We start from the raw sequence: 14,076 nt of genomic DNA, 5'->3' as shown, positions 1-14,076 counted from the left end.
GTGCAGGAGAAAGACCGTGGAAAATGACGAGCGACCAGGCACTGTCCTGTCGGAAGCCGACTCATGGAAAGTCCTCGAACGGAACCAGCATGGTCGTTTGGCCGTCAGCGTCCTGGGCGAACCGGACATCTACCCCTTGAACTTCATCGCCCACGAGCGGCGCTTGCTCCTCAGGACGAATCCGGGAACCAAACTGGCCGAGTTGACCGTCAACGAGAAGGTTGCCTTCGAAGTGGAGGAGATCGTTGACGCGGAAGCCTGGAGCGTGGTCCTCAAAGGCACGGCACGCGTGATCGAGTCGCAGTCGGAAATCGACGAGGCAGATAAGTTGCCTCTCAAACCATGGATCCCAACCCGCAAATACACTTACGTGGAGATCACTCCAACGCGGGTCCAGGGCCGTCACTTTGAACTTGGGGACGAACCCGAGCGCTACTGACTGCTGGGGCCTGGGCCGTGGGGCGCCTGTTTCCCGGCCGCCGGCCGAGCGCCCTGAGCGCATTCAGGATGGTCGCCAGATCCACGAATTCCTGAAGCAGCGCACCGGCCACAGCGGGGATCACGCCCAACGTTGCCACGGCCATCAGGCCAAAGCTCAGGAGGATTCCTGTCCAGATACTCAAGCGGGCGATGCGCATGGTGTATTGGCCGATGTCAACCGCAAGCGCGGCTCTTGAGAGGTCGTCGAGCATGATGACCACGTCCGCCGATTCGCTCGCTGCAGTGGCGCCTTTGGCGCCCATGGCGATGCCGACGTCGGCCGCAGCCAAGACGGGGGCATCGTTAACGCCGTCACCAACCATCATGACCGGTCGCACAGGGATGGCCGCAACGGCGGCGACCTTGTCGGAAGGCAGACATTCTGCCTGGACATTACCGATCCCCGCGGAGTCAGCAATGTGCTGGGCGGTGGACGAGGTATCGCCGGTCAGGAGCATGGTTTGCGTGACCCCGAGCCTGCGGAGTTCCGCGAGTGTCTCCACAGCATTGGCCCGTAAAGGGTCACTCATGATGAGCGTGCCGGCAAACTTTTCCCCAACACCCACGTAGACCGCAAGTTGCCCTCCTTCCAAGGGCGTTCTTTCAAAGCCTGTCGTATTTTCTTTGATAAACCCCGGCTTTCCCACCAAGACTCTCCGCGATCCGACATGAGCGCCTACACCATTGGTGGCGTGTTCGCTGGCGCCCGTCGCCGGCAGCAACGGTAAGCCCCGCTCGCGGGCTGCCGCAATGACCGACGCCGCGAAGATGTGGGACGAGTACTGCTCAGCCGATGCTGCAAGCTGTAACAGATCGTCCTGTGACAGCACTGCCCCGGCAGCGAGGCGAATTCCGGTCAGGACAGGTCTGCCCTGGGTGAGCGTGCCTGTCTTATCGAACACAGCAGTCTTCACGCGGCTGAGCTGCTCCAACGTGCCTGCATCCTTGATAATGACTCCGGCTTTGGCAGCGCGGCTGGTGCCAGCGAGGAAGGCGACGGGCGCGGCAATCAGCAAGGGGCATGGTGTTGCAACCACGAGCACCTGCACAAACCGGACCGGATCCTGGCTGAGCCACCACGCCGCCCCGGCAAGGACAAAGGCAATCAGGGTGAACGGCACGGCGTATCTGTCAGCCAGTCGCACCGTGGGAGCACGACTCGCTGCGGCCTCCCTCACCAGGGCAACAACCTGGCTGTACTGGGAGTCACTGGCAGAGGATGTGGCCACCATCCGGATGGCGTCGGCGCCGTTCACGGAGCCACTGAGCAGCAAGTCACCCGCCAGTCTCTCGGCAGGGAGGCTTTCCCCTGTCAACGCGGACTCGTCAAAGGTCCCGGCGTCCGACAACAGCCTGCCGTCCACGGGGACCGTTTCAGCCGGTTTCACCAAGAGGATGTCACCGGGACCAACGATGTCGACTCCGACCTCTTCCACAACTCCACCGGCCTCCTCCCGGTGGGCGATACGCGGCGTGCGCTCCAGCAGGGATCGGAGCTCCCTGGTGGCGCGGCCGTGGGCAAAATCCTCCAACGCTTCGCCACCGGTCAGCATGAGAACAATAACCAAGGACGCGATGTACTCCCCCACAACCGCCGTGGAACAAATAGCCGTTACGGCCAGAAGGTCAATGCCCCACCGCCCTTGAAAGAGGCCCTTGACCATGCTCCCGGCGCGGTAGAGCGCGACCGAGAGCGCGTAAATGGTGGCCGTCCCCTGCGCGGCAGCATTATTGCCGCTGATAGCCAGCGCTGCCACGCCGAGCATAGCCAACACCGTGCAGGCCACCAGCGGGAAACGCACAGCCAGCGACACCAGGCGATTTCTCACGGCGAACGTTCAGTCATGGGGATTCCTACTGAGCACCACTTTCAGTGCCTCCGTTTCGGCGGCCCGTGAAAAGGTGTCGTAGGCATCCATGATCCGGTCGAGGGGAAAGTGATGCGTGGCGAACTTTTCAGCGGACAGCTTGTGCTGGGCAACCAGGCGCAGCAGCATCGGGGTAGTGTTCGTATTGACCAGGCCCATGCTGATATTGATGTTGCGGATCCACAAGTCTTGCAGGGGCAGTTCCACAGGCTTCCCGTGAACGCCGATGTTGGCCACGTTGCCTCCTGGACGCACCAGCCGCAATGCCATCTCGAAAGTCTCCGGAAGCCCTACCGCTTCCATGGCAACGTCCACGCCGGCACCGTCTGTGAGGGCCAGGACGTCGCTGATCCAATCCGGGCTCTCCGGATTGACGGTGTGCGTAGCCCCGAAATCGGAAGCCCTTTCAAGGCGGCTTTCGTTGGGGTCGATGGCGATAATCGTCGACGCTCCGCAGAGTCCCGCCGTCGACATGACCGCCAAGCCAATGGGTCCGGCACCCACGACGGCGATTATGTCGCCTGGGGCTACGCGGCCGTCCAGCACGCCGATTTCGAAGGCCGTGGGAAGGATATCCGACAGCATGACGGCCTGATCGTCGCTGACGCCGTGCGGGATCTTGTGGAGTGAGTTGTCCGCATAGGGAACGCGAACGAACTCCGCCTGGGTGCCGTCAATGAGATGACCAAAGATCCAGCCCGTACCCACTTGCCCTTCGTCTCCGAGGCAATGCGAAAACAGCCCCTTGCGGCAATTTACGCAGTGTCCACAGGACTTGATGCAAGAAATGATCACACGGTCTCCTGCCCTGATGCCGCTGACGGAACTGCCAACCTCAGTGACCGTACCCACGCCTTCATGGCCAAGGATCCGTCCAGGCTCCACCGCTGGTACGTCACCCTTGAGGATGTGCAGATCAGTGCCGCAGATCGTGGTCGTATCGATGCGCACAACCGCATCAGTGGGTTCGACGATGCCCGGATCCGGAACGTCCTTCCATGCTTTGGTGCCTGGACCGCCGTAAACGAGGGCTTTCATAGTGTTGGTCCGTTCTTTGTATGGCCTCTGTATAGCCTCAGAGGCGTGTCATCCGGCGAGCGCGCAGGGCAGTTTGGAAGTGGGTTAGTGGAAAGTAGCGGTACGGGCGTCGTTCAGGGGGGTTCCCCAAAGGTCCGGTCGTTTGGTCGTGAAGCGGCGGCCAGTGACGGCTTCCGGAATCAGGCGCAGGTAAAAGTCCTTGCTGCCTGGTTGCCAAGGATCCAGTCCCAGCGCGTCTACGCCGGCTCTTTCCTGATGGTCCAGGATCAGGTTCGTCCGGCCTCGAACCACCACACTCCAGGCCTTTCCGCTGTCAGCCCGGTAGCCGTCGATTTCCACGGCGCAAGGCGTGGTCATTGTGCTCCAGAATTTCGTACCCACTCCCGTACGGAAGACGATGCTGTCTCTGTCCAGGACGTAGTTCACTGGAAAGATGTCAGGGTGTCCATCCACCAAGACCGCCAGGCGGCCAACGTTGGTCTGCTCCAACAGGGTCCAGCATTCGTCTGGAGCAAGGCGTTCTACGACGGGATCAGGTTTGGCGTTCATGCCCTCGACGCTAACGCCGGCAGGTCGCCGTCGTTAGGGCCGTTGGTCCCGGGCCATAGGGGTACCGGACGCTGCGGTACCCGAAACTATTCCAAACCTGCGCGGGTTGCATCGTCCAAGGGGCTCCACCACGTCAGGGGCGGCGTCACTTTGAAGCGCCGCCCGGTCATGGAAGTTGGGACGATACGGACAAAATGGTCCTTGCGTCCAGCCTGCCAAGGGAAGAGCAGCAGGCCCACGGTGTCCAGCACATCCTGAGTCAGCTTGATGCTCTCCGTTGTCCCCTTGACCACAACGCTCCACGCAACACCGGATCCGGAGTCCACACCGTCCGCCTCCACCGCTACGGGCGTTGCCCCCAGGGCGGCCTGGAGCTTTGTGCCCTCGCCCGTGCGGAAGACCAAGGTTCCGTGGTCAACTTTGTAATTAATGGGGAAGATGTCGGGGTGATCGTCCGCCCAGACGGCCAGGCGCCCCACCGACACACTGCGGAGGAGTTCCCAGCATTGTTTGATGTCCAGGTTCTCTGGCTCGGGGATTGCTGGTTTGTTCGTCATGCGACGACACTAAACCGGCCCACGGCATTGGGACAGGGCACAAAGCCCCTGACCGAGCCGACCGGTGGATGGCTGAATTCCCCCGGAGTAGGCTGGCACCGTAGACGGCTGCGACGCCTTCAGGTGTTGCCGGTCCTGGTCGAAAGGTGACAATGAACGGCTCTCCGGACTTACCACGCAACGAGCCCACGAGCGCTCCTGCGGCCCAGTTGGAGGATCCCCTAAAAGACTTCATGGCCCGCGCTGGAGAACTTCTCCAAGCACAGGAGCGAACTCGGGGGCTCCTGGAAGCTGTGGTGGGCGTGGCCGAGGACCTGAGCCTGGAATCGGTGCTGGAGCGGGTTGTCAGATCCGCCTGCGATCTTCTGCGGGCGCGGTATGGCGCCTTGGGTGTAATAGGCGAGGACAACGCGCTCAGTCACTTCATCACTGTCGGCATTGACGATGACTTGGCCGCCCGGATCGGGCCGCTTCCCACAGGGCACGGGGTCCTGGGTCTTCTGATCACAGAGCCTTCACCGCTGCGGCTCCATGATCTGAGGCAGCATCCCAAAGCGTATGGTTTCCCCCGGCATCATCCCCCTATGAAGTCCTTCCTAGGTGTCCCGGTCCGGGTCCGGGACACGGTCTTCGGGAACCTCTATTTGACGGAAAAGCACGGGGGTGAGGACTTCACGCCGGAAGATGAGGATCTTGCGGTTGCTTTGGCAGCCGCAGCCGGAGTGGCCATTGAGAATGCCCGCCTTTACGAGGACGCCCGACGCCGGACTTCGTGGCTTGAAGCCTGTATGGACGTTACCGGAAGGATGCTTGAGGACGGCCAGCCAGAACGCACCTCCCTGGACCTCATTGCGGGAAGGGCCTTGCTGGAATCCGAGGCCCGGCTGGCATTGGTCCTGATACCTTCGCCCGAGCAGGATGGCGACTACACCGTGGAAGGCTCCGCCGGCGCGCACGGTGAGACGCTTAGGGGCCGTGTGCTCGCGATGGGGTCCATCGATAACCGCGCCGGCATCTTCGATGGAGCTGCGTCCACTCTCGAGGATCCCTGGCGCCTCGTGGACGGCACTGGTGAGGGCCCGCCGGGTAAATTGCTCATGGTGGACCTCAACGCCCAGGACAGTCACCAAGGGTTTCTGGTACTTGGCCGTCCGGCCGGCACCGGCGCCTTTTCGGCGACCGATGTTGAAATGGCTTCCGTCTACGGCTCCCATGTTGCGCTGGCTTTGGCCCTTGACCGTATCCACCGCTCGCGTGAGCAACTGGTGGTGTTCACGGACCGGGACAGGATCGCCCGGGACCTTCATGATCTGGTCATCCAACGGTTGTTCGCCGCGGGACTGAGCATCCAAAGCCTACGGCGCTACACCTCAACAGGGTCAGCTGCCGGGCGCATTGATGCCATAACGGACGAGCTCGACACCACCATCCGCGATCTTCGGAACACCATCTACTCCTTGCGGGCCAACACCCGTGAAAGTGAACTCCTGAGCAGCCGGATCCTTCGCACCATACAATCCGGCGCAAAAGCGCTGTCGCATGCGCCCCATCTGACACTGACAGGTGCGGTCGACGCCCTGGAAGACGAGGTTGTCGTCGAGAACCTGCTGGCAGTCATTACAGAAAGCCTGAGCAACGCCGTGCGCCATTCCGGGGCAGAAAGAATTACCGTCTCAGTGGCCGTGGAAGACAACGCGCTGATCATGGAACTGGCGGATGATGGCCGCGGGTTCAAGGAGCCTGGTTCCGGCCATGGACTGGGGAATATGGTCCGCCGGGCCGCTGAACTGAATGGTTCATGCACCATCACCAGTACTCCCGGTAAAGGTACTTTGCTCACATGGACCGTTCCGTTGGGCTGAGATGGTCGCCCCGTGCCCCCCTAACGAACGCTACCTGCATCCTCCTCGGGCGCGTGAGCCATGAAAACCGCAGCCTGGGTCCTGCGCTCGAAACCAAGTTTCGCCAGCAAGGACGAAACATAGTTTTTGACAGTCTTCTCTGCGAGCAGCATCTCCTCGCCAATTTGGCGGTTGGTCATGCCTTGGCCCACGTACTCCAGGACACGCCGCTCCTGCGGTGTCAGGGACGCTACCCGCGGATCCAGCCTCTTTGGCTCCGTGAGTCCCTTGATAATGCGCGTCTTGACTGCCTCATCGAACAATGACTCGCCGCGGGCTGCCCGTCGTAGGGCACCCAGAAGATCCGTACCGCCGATCTCCTTGAGAATGTAGCCAGCCGCCCCTGCCAGTACTGCACCCCGTAGCGCCTGCTCGTCGTCGTAGCTTGTAAGAATAAGACAGTTCAAGCGGGGGTCAACGGAACGGACGTCGCGGCAAACTTCGATCCCTGTCCCGTCCGGAAGCCGTCCATCCAGAACCGAGACGTCCGGGTGCAGCGCTGGTATCCGGCGTGTCGCTTCCTCCGCGGACCCTGACATCCCAACCACTTCGAAACCTTCGCTTTCCAGCAGCTCCTGCAGACCCCTTCGCACCAATTCGTGGTCGTCGAGGATGAACACACGGAGGGGCCGCGACTGCGTGCCCTGGCCGGGTTCCTGTTCGCGATTCATGGGTTTCCTCTCAGGCGCAGGGCGCACGGCACATGCCGATCTTTAACTCCTCCAAATTGTTGCCGACCTCCTCAGCCGGTCACAAGGGCCCAAGGACCCTGCCAAAGCATTATGACTTTCGGCACTGTTCTGCCACAGGGCTTTGGGCGGACTCTGGGAGTACGGGAGACCGAAAGCTGCCCTGCAGAAGCAGGCGGTGTTTCCACATAATGAAGGAGCAAGATCACCATGAAGAAATGGACGCGATGGCAGGACTGGACGGTTGTCGCAGCCGGCGCCTATGCGGCCCTCTCAGTGCTATGGACCACGCAAATGGGTTCTTCGACGGCGGTAATGGTCACGCTGGGCATACTCCTTGCCATCGGCGGGGTTGTTAACCTTGCCGCGCCGGGGATGCCCGCCGCGGAGTGGGCTCAGGCTGTCATTGCTGTGGCCCTGTTGCTGGCGCCGTGGGTAGCCGGTTTCACGTCAGCCACAGGCGCGGCTTGGACCGCATGGATTGCCGGCGCCGTTGCCTTGGTGGTTACCGCGCTGGCAATAAAGCCCAGTACAGAGGAATACCGGCATCACCACGTCATGCCGTCGTCCTAGGGAGGGCAGATATCTGGCGCCGGAGCACCGCTCGGCGCCAGATGCTTCCCCGGAATCCCCCCAAACATAGTCCGCCGGCCAAAGTGGATAGGTTCCCATGCATGACAAACACTCCCCCAAGCTCCGGTTTCTCGGCGCAACGGATACGGTAACGGGTTCGCGTTACCTCCTTGGGTTCCAAGGCTCACGGATACTCGTGGACTGCGGACTCTTCCAAGGCTACAAACGGCTGCGGGAACGCAATCGGAGACCCTTCCCGGTTGCACCCTCCTCCATCGACGCCGTACTTCTGACGCATGCCCACTTGGACCATACCGGTTACGTCCCTGCCCTGGTGCGCGACGGTTTTCGCGGGCCCGTCTACGCGACACATGGAACCAGCCAACTATGCAAACTCTTGTTGCCCGACAGCGGGCATCTGCAGGAAGAGGAAGCCCGCTACGCAGGCCATACCGGCTCTTCGGTCCACGTGCCCGCCCTTCCGCTCTACACCGCCGCGGACGCCGTCAAATCACTGAACAGCTTCAGACCCGTGGATTTCAACGCGACCATCGAAGTCGCCCCCGCCATAGACGCAACATTCGTCCCGGCAGGCCACATCCTGGGGGCGGCCCAAATCCTTCTCCAATTGGGCGGCCACACCGTCCACTTCACAGGAGACTTGGGTCGGGCGGATGATCCCTTCATGTACCCGCCCCGTGATCTTGAGGAAACTGACGTCCTGGTAACTGAGTCCACGTACGGCAACCGGGCACACCCCTTGGGCAGTTCTGAAAATGAACTCGAAGAAGTCGTCAACCGGGTTACCAAGCGCGGCGGTGTAATCCTTATCGCGGCGTTTGCAGTGGGCCGTGCCGAAACTTTGATGCTGCAGTTGGCGCGTCTGCGCCGAAAAGGAAGTATTCCGGACATACCGGTCTACCTCAACAGTCCCATGGCCATCGATGCCTCCTACATGTACCAGCAGCACCCGGAGGAGCATCGCTTACGTCCCGAGGAGTTCAAGGGCATGTACGCGCTTGCCACCATGACCAGGAGCGCGGATGACTCGAAGCTCCTCAACCTGCGTGGCGGTCCGATGATCATCATTTCAGCCAGCGGAATGTTGACCGGCGGGAGGATCCTGCACCATATACAGGCGTACGGGTCCGATCCGAAGAATGCCCTGGTGCTGAGCGGCTACCAGGCCGCCGGAACCCGCGGTGCGGCACTGGCGGGCGGTGCCCGCGAACTCCGGATTTATGGACAGGATGTTCCGATACGAGCAGAAGTTGTCCAACTTGAGGGCTTCAGTGCACACGCCGACGCCGACGCGATCATCCGTTGGATGCGTTCGGCTCCGCGGGCGCCACGGATGACGTATGTCACCCATGGTGAACCAGACGCTTCAGATGCGTTACGTCTCCGGATCAAACGCGAATTGGGCTGGAATGCGAGGGTTCCGGAGTACCTGGAGACCATCTCACTTCAGGCTCCGGACTAATGGCGCAGTTTGCATCCATCCGAAACTTCGTGGGACTTCCGACCCTAACTCTTAGGAAAGGGAAGACGGAAACTGGACTCACAAAGCCCCGGGCTCGACCCTCCGGGGAACCATCCAAGAAGAATGGGACCCGTCATGAAGGAAGCAATTGTCGTTGGTGTCAGTGATTCGCCCAGCAGCGATGCCGCAACACGTTGGGCGATGCAGAGGGCGGCCGCCCTGAAGCTACCGGTGCAGCTTGTTCACGCCGTGGATGATCGTTGGGCATATGACGCCATTGGATATAACGAATGGATCAGGGAGTCGGGCGACAAATTCCTTGCTACGGCCAAGGACCGGGCCAGCAAACTTGAACCAACTGTAGAGGTAACCACCGATCTGGTCTCGGGAGGGGCCGGATACGCGCTGCGCAAGAAGTCAAAGAAGGCCTCGATGGTGGTTATCGGGTCCGGGCACAGCTGGGTTGGGGGGTCACTGACTGACCGTGCACTGCAGGTTGCCGCCGTGGCACAGTGCCCTGTGGCCGTCATCGGAGAGCACGACATGGCGAACCGGCACGGCGTCCTGGTCGGCACGGACGGCTCGGAAGAGTCCACCCAGGCCGTTGCGTTTGCTGCAGCCGAAGCCGACAGGGAAGGGCAGGAACTCACCGTGCTTCACGCCTTCCACCTGCCCGAGCCCGTGGTTAGCCGCGGCATGCCCCCAGGAAACTTCTCCGAAATCGTCGCGGAGGAAGAACGCGTGGTGTTGGCCGAAACGGTAGCTGGGCTGGCAGACAAGTACCCTGACCTCAAGGTGCATCAGGTTCTGGAGACCCACATGCGGCCGGCCGAGGCACTGCTCGCCGCTGCCGCAACTGCCCGCTTACTGGTTGTCGGCAGTAAAGGGCGTGGGGGTTTCAAGCGCCTTCTGTTGGGATCCACAGCACACTCAGTGCTTGGCCAACTGCCATGCCCGGTGATCATTAGCCGGGTCCATGCAGTGAAGCACTCGGAGTAGCTTTGGGAAGCACTCAGGGAGTTGTGCGGGCCCCGGTTCCATCCATTGGTTCCGGGGCCCCGGACGCTATGACGGTTCAGCGTGCCTGACGACTATCACCGGGCAGCCGGCGTGGTGCAGCACCGCGTGTGCAGTTGAACCAATGCTGCCCCTAACGAGGCCGTGACCTGCACTCCCAACAATGACAACCTCGGCATCACTTGTTGCGCTCAGGAGGGTTCCCGCTACGGATGTTCCGGTCAGCAGGACGTCCGCCACGTCCAGGCCCGGGAAAGCGTTGCGTACCGACCGGACCGCCGAGTCAAGCATTTCCCGGGCACCGGGTCCGCCAGCCGGGTCGTGACCGTCGTGCTTCCTGCGAACGTGCACCACCCTAAGGCTGGCGTTGGACTGGGACGCGTAGGACGCCGCGTACCTTAGCGTGGCCTCCCAGCCCTCCCCGTCAATTCCGACGACGACCGGCCCACCTGGACGCTCCACGGGACCGATAACGGCCACGGGACAGGCAGCCGTCGCGGCCAGTTCAAGGCTTACCGATCCGACCAGCAGGCCCAGGAATCCCCCCATGCCCCGGGTACCCACAACTAGGAGGGAAGCATGCGAGGCCAATTTGCGAAGGTTCTCAGCCGGCCACCCGTATACCAGGCTGGTTGTGACCTCGAGATTGGTAGATACCTCGCGAGCGCGGGCCACGCCATCGGAAACGATCGACTCGGCCGCGTGGCGCAAGCCGCTTTCGGCGATTCCAGGCACAGGGTCCATGTTGTGCGTTATGACGGGCCAGAGCGAGCAATGCACCAATTGCAGCGGGCAGTTTCTCCTGTCGGCCAGCCGGGCAGCCCAGTGCACTGCCCTGTCTGCTTCGTGTGAGCCGTCGTAACCAACGACGATCAGCTCTGTGTCGTTCATGGTTGCATCCTCACTCCGCCGCCCCTGCCCACGGGTGTTGTCAGGCCAGGTAGACGTGGCGGCCCGTCAGCTCGACGGCCTGAATCCGGACGAAGAGGTCACGTCCGCCGCCAGCCCAAGGCTCGTGCATAGCCTTGCCCCAGAGCTGGGTCAACAGCTCAGGCTCAACGACATGGGAGGACGGGCCACTGGCCAGCACCGACCAGCCTTCGCTCCTGTCCGCCCGGAAGTCGTCAACCTGGAACGATATCTGCATCCGTGCAAATGGCTCACCGATGAGCCCTTCCGCAGCTGTACGGAAGTAGATGTTGTTCTCGTGGATCACGTGGTTGACGGGCAGGATCATCACCCTCCCGTGGTGCACGAATCCAACCCTGCCGGTTGTATGGGATCGTAGCAATTCCCAGCACTGCTCTTTGCTTAGATCTTCGCTGACATGCCGTGCTCCATCGATCCGGCTGGTTCCATGCTTGGCAACGTCATCTTTATCTCCTCCATTGGGCGGGTGCGTTCACCCGTCGCCTACTGCGAGCCTAGGAAGTCCGGGGCAGGTGGACCTAGGGCCAAAAGGCCCCGCCTACGCTTTCGGTGTCAAGTTGCACTGTCAAGAACTTCGGCCAGGATTCCTCCCCAACGGGTCGCGCGTTCGAGCTGGTCCGGGCCGACGGATGGCGTGGCGTCTACCTCGAAGCTCTGGGGCTCAGCAATCAGCGTGAAACCGGCTTTGCGTAGTCCGGTTGCGATGCCTTTGGATGCCCTTCCGGTGAGGAATGCAGGTCCGTGGTTGCGGGTATCGAATGATGCCGCCTTTTGGCCCTGGAAAGCCGGACGGAGCTGCGACAGCCACTCCCGCACGCCAACGGTCAGATTGGCATCCGGCACATCGGAACCACTTGCAGCCGCCACGTTGATGGCGGACCGTCTCGTTGACGATCGACTCATGCCGTGCACATGCGTCGGCCCTCCGACGATCAGCAAATCGCAAGCACCCGGTTCTTCCCCCGTGAGTTCGGCAACAGAGACAGTCCGGGCTTCGCCCCTGTCACTGAACCCCGCTGCAATTGCCTCCGCTACGCGGCGGGTATTCCCGTACACGGTTTCGTACACAATAAGAACATCCATTACTGGCTCCTGCCGCTGTCCGCCGTCTAACCCTTCTCCGGCTCATGCACAACGAGTACCGGGCAGTGGGCGTGTGCGACGCACGCTGAGCTGACAGATCCAACCAACAGTCCGCCGAACCCGCCATGTCCGCGCCGGCCAACGACGATCAAATCCGCCTCACGGCTGGCTTCGATGAGGCCTTGCCGGGGATGATTGCGGACGAGGTGGGACACCACGTTTTCCGGGATGGCAGGACCAAATGCTTTTTCCACGGATTGCTTGAGGACCTCCCCTGCGGCTTCCTCGAAGCCGGTGATTCCCATGGCAAGGTAGCCCTCATAGACGCGCGGATACTCCCAGAAAGCCGTAGCAACCACCTCAGCGCCCAAGGGCGCAGCCAAACGTTGGGCTTCCCGGAGTGCCGCGATTGATGCCTCCGACCCATCGACTCCAACGATGATAGTGCCCGCTGAATCTGAGTTGTTCATAGCCGTCCTCCCACCGAACAAAGCATTTATACTGCCACATTCTCGTGAAAGACCGGCGCCAACCAGAGTCTAAGGTCACGACGCCACTCACAGGACGTCGCTGGATTTTCCCGAGTCGTTGGATGTGTCCGAGCGGAGTCCCGCAATGGTTTGCCGGAGCGTCCGAATGGTGTCGTCCAGTTCCGACGATACGTCCTTCATCCGCTCCAAGGCTGAAGGGTCCTCCATGAATCGCCGAAGGTTCTGAATTCCCAGCCCTGCGGCAAAGAGGCGTTGGATGACGAGGTCGTGCAGGTCACGCGCGATTCGTTCCCTGTCCGTCAGCAGCAGCGCCTGTTCCCGGAGGGCGCTGACTCGCGCCAGGTCCAATGCGAGACCCACCCGGCTGCCAAACAAGGCGCTTGATTCAATATCTGAGCGGGTGTAGAGGGCGCCGCCCACTGGACGGGCCAGCAGGAGGACTCCGTTCCCAGTCCCGCGGTGTCCCAGGGCGGAAACCAGCACCGTGCCGAGCTTTTCCGACACCCCGGCCCCGAACACCACCGCGGCGTCGTTCACGAGCTGGGATTCTCCCGTTTCCAGCACCGACGCCACGACGTCATTGGCTGGAAGCTCTTGGCCCGAGTACAACCCCTGCACCCCTACAGCCGAACGGCAGCGCAGTATTCCAGTTGGAGTCGGTACGGCTACGACGCCAAGGATAGAGTCGGAGGCCCGCAAGGCAGTTTCGGCAACACGGTCAAGATTGGCCGAGCCACTGTCCGTCTGGCTGGCGATCAGGCGGCCGCCCAACTCCATTCCGGCTTCCAGCCACCGCTGCCGGCGACGGCTCTCTTCGAAAAGGCGGGCATTCTGGATGGCAACACCGGCAGCCGCTGCCAAAGCGATGGCAAGTTCCTGATCCGCTGCGGTGAAGTCCTGGCCATTGCTCTTTTCGGTGAGGTACAAATTGCCAAAAACGATGTCCCGGACCCTGATGGGAACGCCAAGAAAAGTCTTCATGGGCGGGTGGTTCTCCGGGAAACCAGCAGCCATCGGATGATCGCGCAGGTCGTGGAGCCGCAGGGGTTCCGGCTCCCGGATCAAGTGCCCCAGCACCCCATGTCCGGTCGGAAGGTCGCCAATGGAGCTTATGCCGTCCTCGTCGATGCCCACCGTGATGAAGTGGCTCAGACGCTGGTCCTCGCCGATCACGCCCAGCGCTCCGTACTTGGCGTCCACCAGCACACAGGCCGATTTGACCACGCGATCGAGAACGGCTTCCAGGCTGAGGTCCTCAGCGATTGAAACGACTGCTGCGAGCAGCCCGTTCATTTGTTCTTGGGCGTGGAGCAACTCATCTGCCCGCTCCACGAATTCGCGGAGCAGTGTGTCCACACGCCCTTTCACCGGGGCGCTCCAGTAGTGGTCCTCGTCCATTGGGATACCGGACTCCCTT

Annotated in this window: 15 protein-coding genes; 5 read left to right on the top strand and 10 right to left on the bottom strand. The window is 61.7% G+C overall.

All coding sequences use genetic code 11. The features are described 5' to 3' along the window. Positions 1–16 precede the first annotated feature (16 nt). Positions 17–439 carry a pyridoxamine 5'-phosphate oxidase family protein gene (locus ACFX4T_RS04120; protein WP_216923634.1) on the top strand — a complete coding sequence of 141 codons (423 nt, stop codon included), beginning with the start codon at positions 17–19 and terminating at the stop codon, positions 437–439. Here the strand turns inward: ACFX4T_RS04120 and ACFX4T_RS04115 are convergent. The 4 genes from ACFX4T_RS04115 to ACFX4T_RS04100 all read right to left on the bottom strand — a co-directional run bounded on the left by ACFX4T_RS04115 (position 378) and on the right by ACFX4T_RS04100 (position 4,492). Further along, positions 378–2,246, bottom strand: a complete 1,869-nt coding sequence (locus tag ACFX4T_RS04115) for a heavy metal translocating P-type ATPase (RefSeq protein WP_216923821.1) — start codon at positions 2,244–2,246, stop codon at positions 378–380. The two genes, ACFX4T_RS04120 and ACFX4T_RS04115, sit on opposite strands and share 62 nt — an antisense overlap. 72 nt (positions 2,247–2,318) lie before the next feature. Beyond that, positions 2,319–3,386, bottom strand: a complete 1,068-nt coding sequence (locus ACFX4T_RS04110; RefSeq protein ID WP_377650870.1) for a zinc-dependent alcohol dehydrogenase family protein — start codon at positions 3,384–3,386, stop codon at positions 2,319–2,321. Positions 3,387–3,470: 84 nt separating this feature from the next. Further along, the gene (locus ACFX4T_RS04105) at positions 3,471–3,935 is read right to left on the bottom strand and encodes a pyridoxamine 5'-phosphate oxidase family protein (protein WP_223949129.1); all 465 of its coding nucleotides are present in this window, start codon (positions 3,933–3,935) and stop codon (positions 3,471–3,473) included. An 86-nt stretch (positions 3,936–4,021) separates the two neighbouring features. Further along, the gene (locus ACFX4T_RS04100) at positions 4,022–4,492 is read right to left on the bottom strand and encodes a pyridoxamine 5'-phosphate oxidase family protein (protein ID WP_216923631.1); all 471 of its coding nucleotides are present in this window, start codon (positions 4,490–4,492) and stop codon (positions 4,022–4,024) included. A gap of 152 nt (positions 4,493–4,644) precedes the next feature. Here ACFX4T_RS04100 and ACFX4T_RS04095 point away from each other — a divergent pair, with 152 nt between their 5' ends. Continuing rightward, positions 4,645–6,354, top strand: a complete 1,710-nt coding sequence (locus ACFX4T_RS04095) for a GAF domain-containing sensor histidine kinase (RefSeq protein WP_377650869.1) — start codon at positions 4,645–4,647, stop codon at positions 6,352–6,354. Positions 6,355–6,374: 20 nt separating this feature from the next. Here the strand turns inward: ACFX4T_RS04095 and ACFX4T_RS04090 are convergent, their stop codons facing one another. Next, positions 6,375–7,064 (bottom strand): response regulator transcription factor, encoded by a 690-nt coding sequence (locus ACFX4T_RS04090; protein ID WP_216923629.1) that lies wholly within the window; start codon positions 7,062–7,064, stop codon positions 6,375–6,377. Positions 7,065–7,292: 228 nt separating this feature from the next. Between ACFX4T_RS04090 and ACFX4T_RS04085 the strand changes: the two genes are divergently transcribed. The 3 genes from ACFX4T_RS04085 (at position 7,293) to ACFX4T_RS04075 (ending at position 10,137) form a co-directional block, all read left to right on the top strand. After that, entirely contained in the window at positions 7,293–7,655 is a 363-nt protein-coding gene (locus ACFX4T_RS04085) for an SPW repeat protein (protein WP_216923628.1), read from the top strand. Between the two features lie 97 nt (positions 7,656–7,752). Beyond that, positions 7,753–9,138, top strand: coding sequence for an MBL fold metallo-hydrolase RNA specificity domain-containing protein (locus tag ACFX4T_RS04080; RefSeq protein WP_216923627.1), 1,386 nt, complete (start codon positions 7,753–7,755; stop codon positions 9,136–9,138). Between the two features lie 135 nt (positions 9,139–9,273). Beyond that, complete coding sequence (locus ACFX4T_RS04075; RefSeq protein WP_216923626.1) at positions 9,274–10,137, top strand: universal stress protein; 864 nt, start codon at positions 9,274–9,276, stop codon at positions 10,135–10,137. A 66-nt stretch (positions 10,138–10,203) separates the two neighbouring features. Here the strand turns inward: ACFX4T_RS04075 and ACFX4T_RS04070 are convergent, their stop codons facing one another. The 5 genes from ACFX4T_RS04070 to ACFX4T_RS04050 form a co-directional block, all read right to left on the bottom strand. Next, positions 10,204–11,046 carry a universal stress protein gene (locus ACFX4T_RS04070; protein WP_377650868.1) on the bottom strand — a complete coding sequence of 281 codons (843 nt, stop codon included), beginning with the start codon at positions 11,044–11,046 and terminating at the stop codon, positions 10,204–10,206. 40 nt (positions 11,047–11,086) lie between these two features. After that, positions 11,087–11,410 (bottom strand): pyridoxamine 5'-phosphate oxidase family protein, encoded by a 324-nt coding sequence (locus ACFX4T_RS04065; RefSeq protein WP_377650867.1) that lies wholly within the window; start codon positions 11,408–11,410, stop codon positions 11,087–11,089. A 227-nt stretch (positions 11,411–11,637) separates the two neighbouring features. Then, the gene (locus tag ACFX4T_RS04060) at positions 11,638–12,168 is read right to left on the bottom strand and encodes a flavodoxin domain-containing protein (protein ID WP_216923623.1); all 531 of its coding nucleotides are present in this window, start codon (positions 12,166–12,168) and stop codon (positions 11,638–11,640) included. A 26-nt stretch (positions 12,169–12,194) separates the two neighbouring features. Beyond that, on the bottom strand, positions 12,195–12,638 hold the full coding sequence (locus ACFX4T_RS04055; RefSeq protein WP_216923622.1) for a universal stress protein: 444 nt from the start codon (positions 12,636–12,638) through the stop codon (positions 12,195–12,197). An 87-nt stretch (positions 12,639–12,725) separates the two neighbouring features. After that, positions 12,726–14,057 carry a GAF domain-containing protein gene (locus ACFX4T_RS04050; RefSeq protein WP_377650866.1) on the bottom strand — a complete coding sequence of 444 codons (1,332 nt, stop codon included), beginning with the start codon at positions 14,055–14,057 and terminating at the stop codon, positions 12,726–12,728. Positions 14,058–14,076 lie beyond the last annotated feature (19 nt).

Origin of the sequence: Paenarthrobacter sp. YIM B13468 (assembly GCF_042788025.1) — a bacterium.
In the GTDB taxonomy this organism is placed as follows: domain Bacteria; phylum Actinomycetota; class Actinomycetes; order Actinomycetales; family Micrococcaceae; genus Arthrobacter; species Arthrobacter aromaticivorans.
Note: the sequence above shows the minus strand (reverse complement) of the source record. Positions and strands in the feature narration are given on the sequence as shown.

Bases quoted from the DNA above. Each gene is read 5' to 3' on its own strand.
- ACFX4T_RS04115 (WP_216923821.1), bottom strand. From the start codon at position 2,246: ATGCTCGGCGTGGCAGCGCTGGCTATCAGCGGCAATAATGCTGCCGCG.
- ACFX4T_RS04105 (WP_223949129.1), bottom strand. From the start codon at position 3,935: ATGAACGCCAAACCTGATCCCGTCGTAGAACGCCTTGCTCCAGACGAA.
- ACFX4T_RS04110 (WP_377650870.1), bottom strand. From the start codon at position 3,386: ATGAAAGCCCTCGTTTACGGCGGTCCAGGCACCAAAGCATGGAAGGAC.
- ACFX4T_RS04090 (WP_216923629.1), bottom strand. From the start codon at position 7,064: ATGAATCGCGAACAGGAACCCGGCCAGGGCACGCAGTCGCGGCCCCTC.
- ACFX4T_RS04055 (WP_216923622.1), bottom strand. From the start codon at position 12,638: ATGAACAACTCAGATTCAGCGGGCACTATCATCGTTGGAGTCGATGGG.
- ACFX4T_RS04095 (WP_377650869.1), top strand. From the start codon at position 4,645: ATGAACGGCTCTCCGGACTTACCACGCAACGAGCCCACGAGCGCTCCT.
- ACFX4T_RS04085 (WP_216923628.1), top strand. From the start codon at position 7,293: ATGAAGAAATGGACGCGATGGCAGGACTGGACGGTTGTCGCAGCCGGC.
- ACFX4T_RS04050 (WP_377650866.1), bottom strand. From the start codon at position 14,057: ATGGACGAGGACCACTACTGGAGCGCCCCGGTGAAAGGGCGTGTGGAC.
- ACFX4T_RS04100 (WP_216923631.1), bottom strand. From the start codon at position 4,492: ATGACGAACAAACCAGCAATCCCCGAGCCAGAGAACCTGGACATCAAA.
- ACFX4T_RS04080 (WP_216923627.1), top strand. From the start codon at position 7,753: ATGCATGACAAACACTCCCCCAAGCTCCGGTTTCTCGGCGCAACGGAT.
- ACFX4T_RS04060 (WP_216923623.1), bottom strand. From the start codon at position 12,168: ATGGATGTTCTTATTGTGTACGAAACCGTGTACGGGAATACCCGCCGC.
- ACFX4T_RS04075 (WP_216923626.1), top strand. From the start codon at position 9,274: ATGAAGGAAGCAATTGTCGTTGGTGTCAGTGATTCGCCCAGCAGCGAT.
- ACFX4T_RS04070 (WP_377650868.1), bottom strand. From the start codon at position 11,046: ATGAACGACACAGAGCTGATCGTCGTTGGTTACGACGGCTCACACGAA.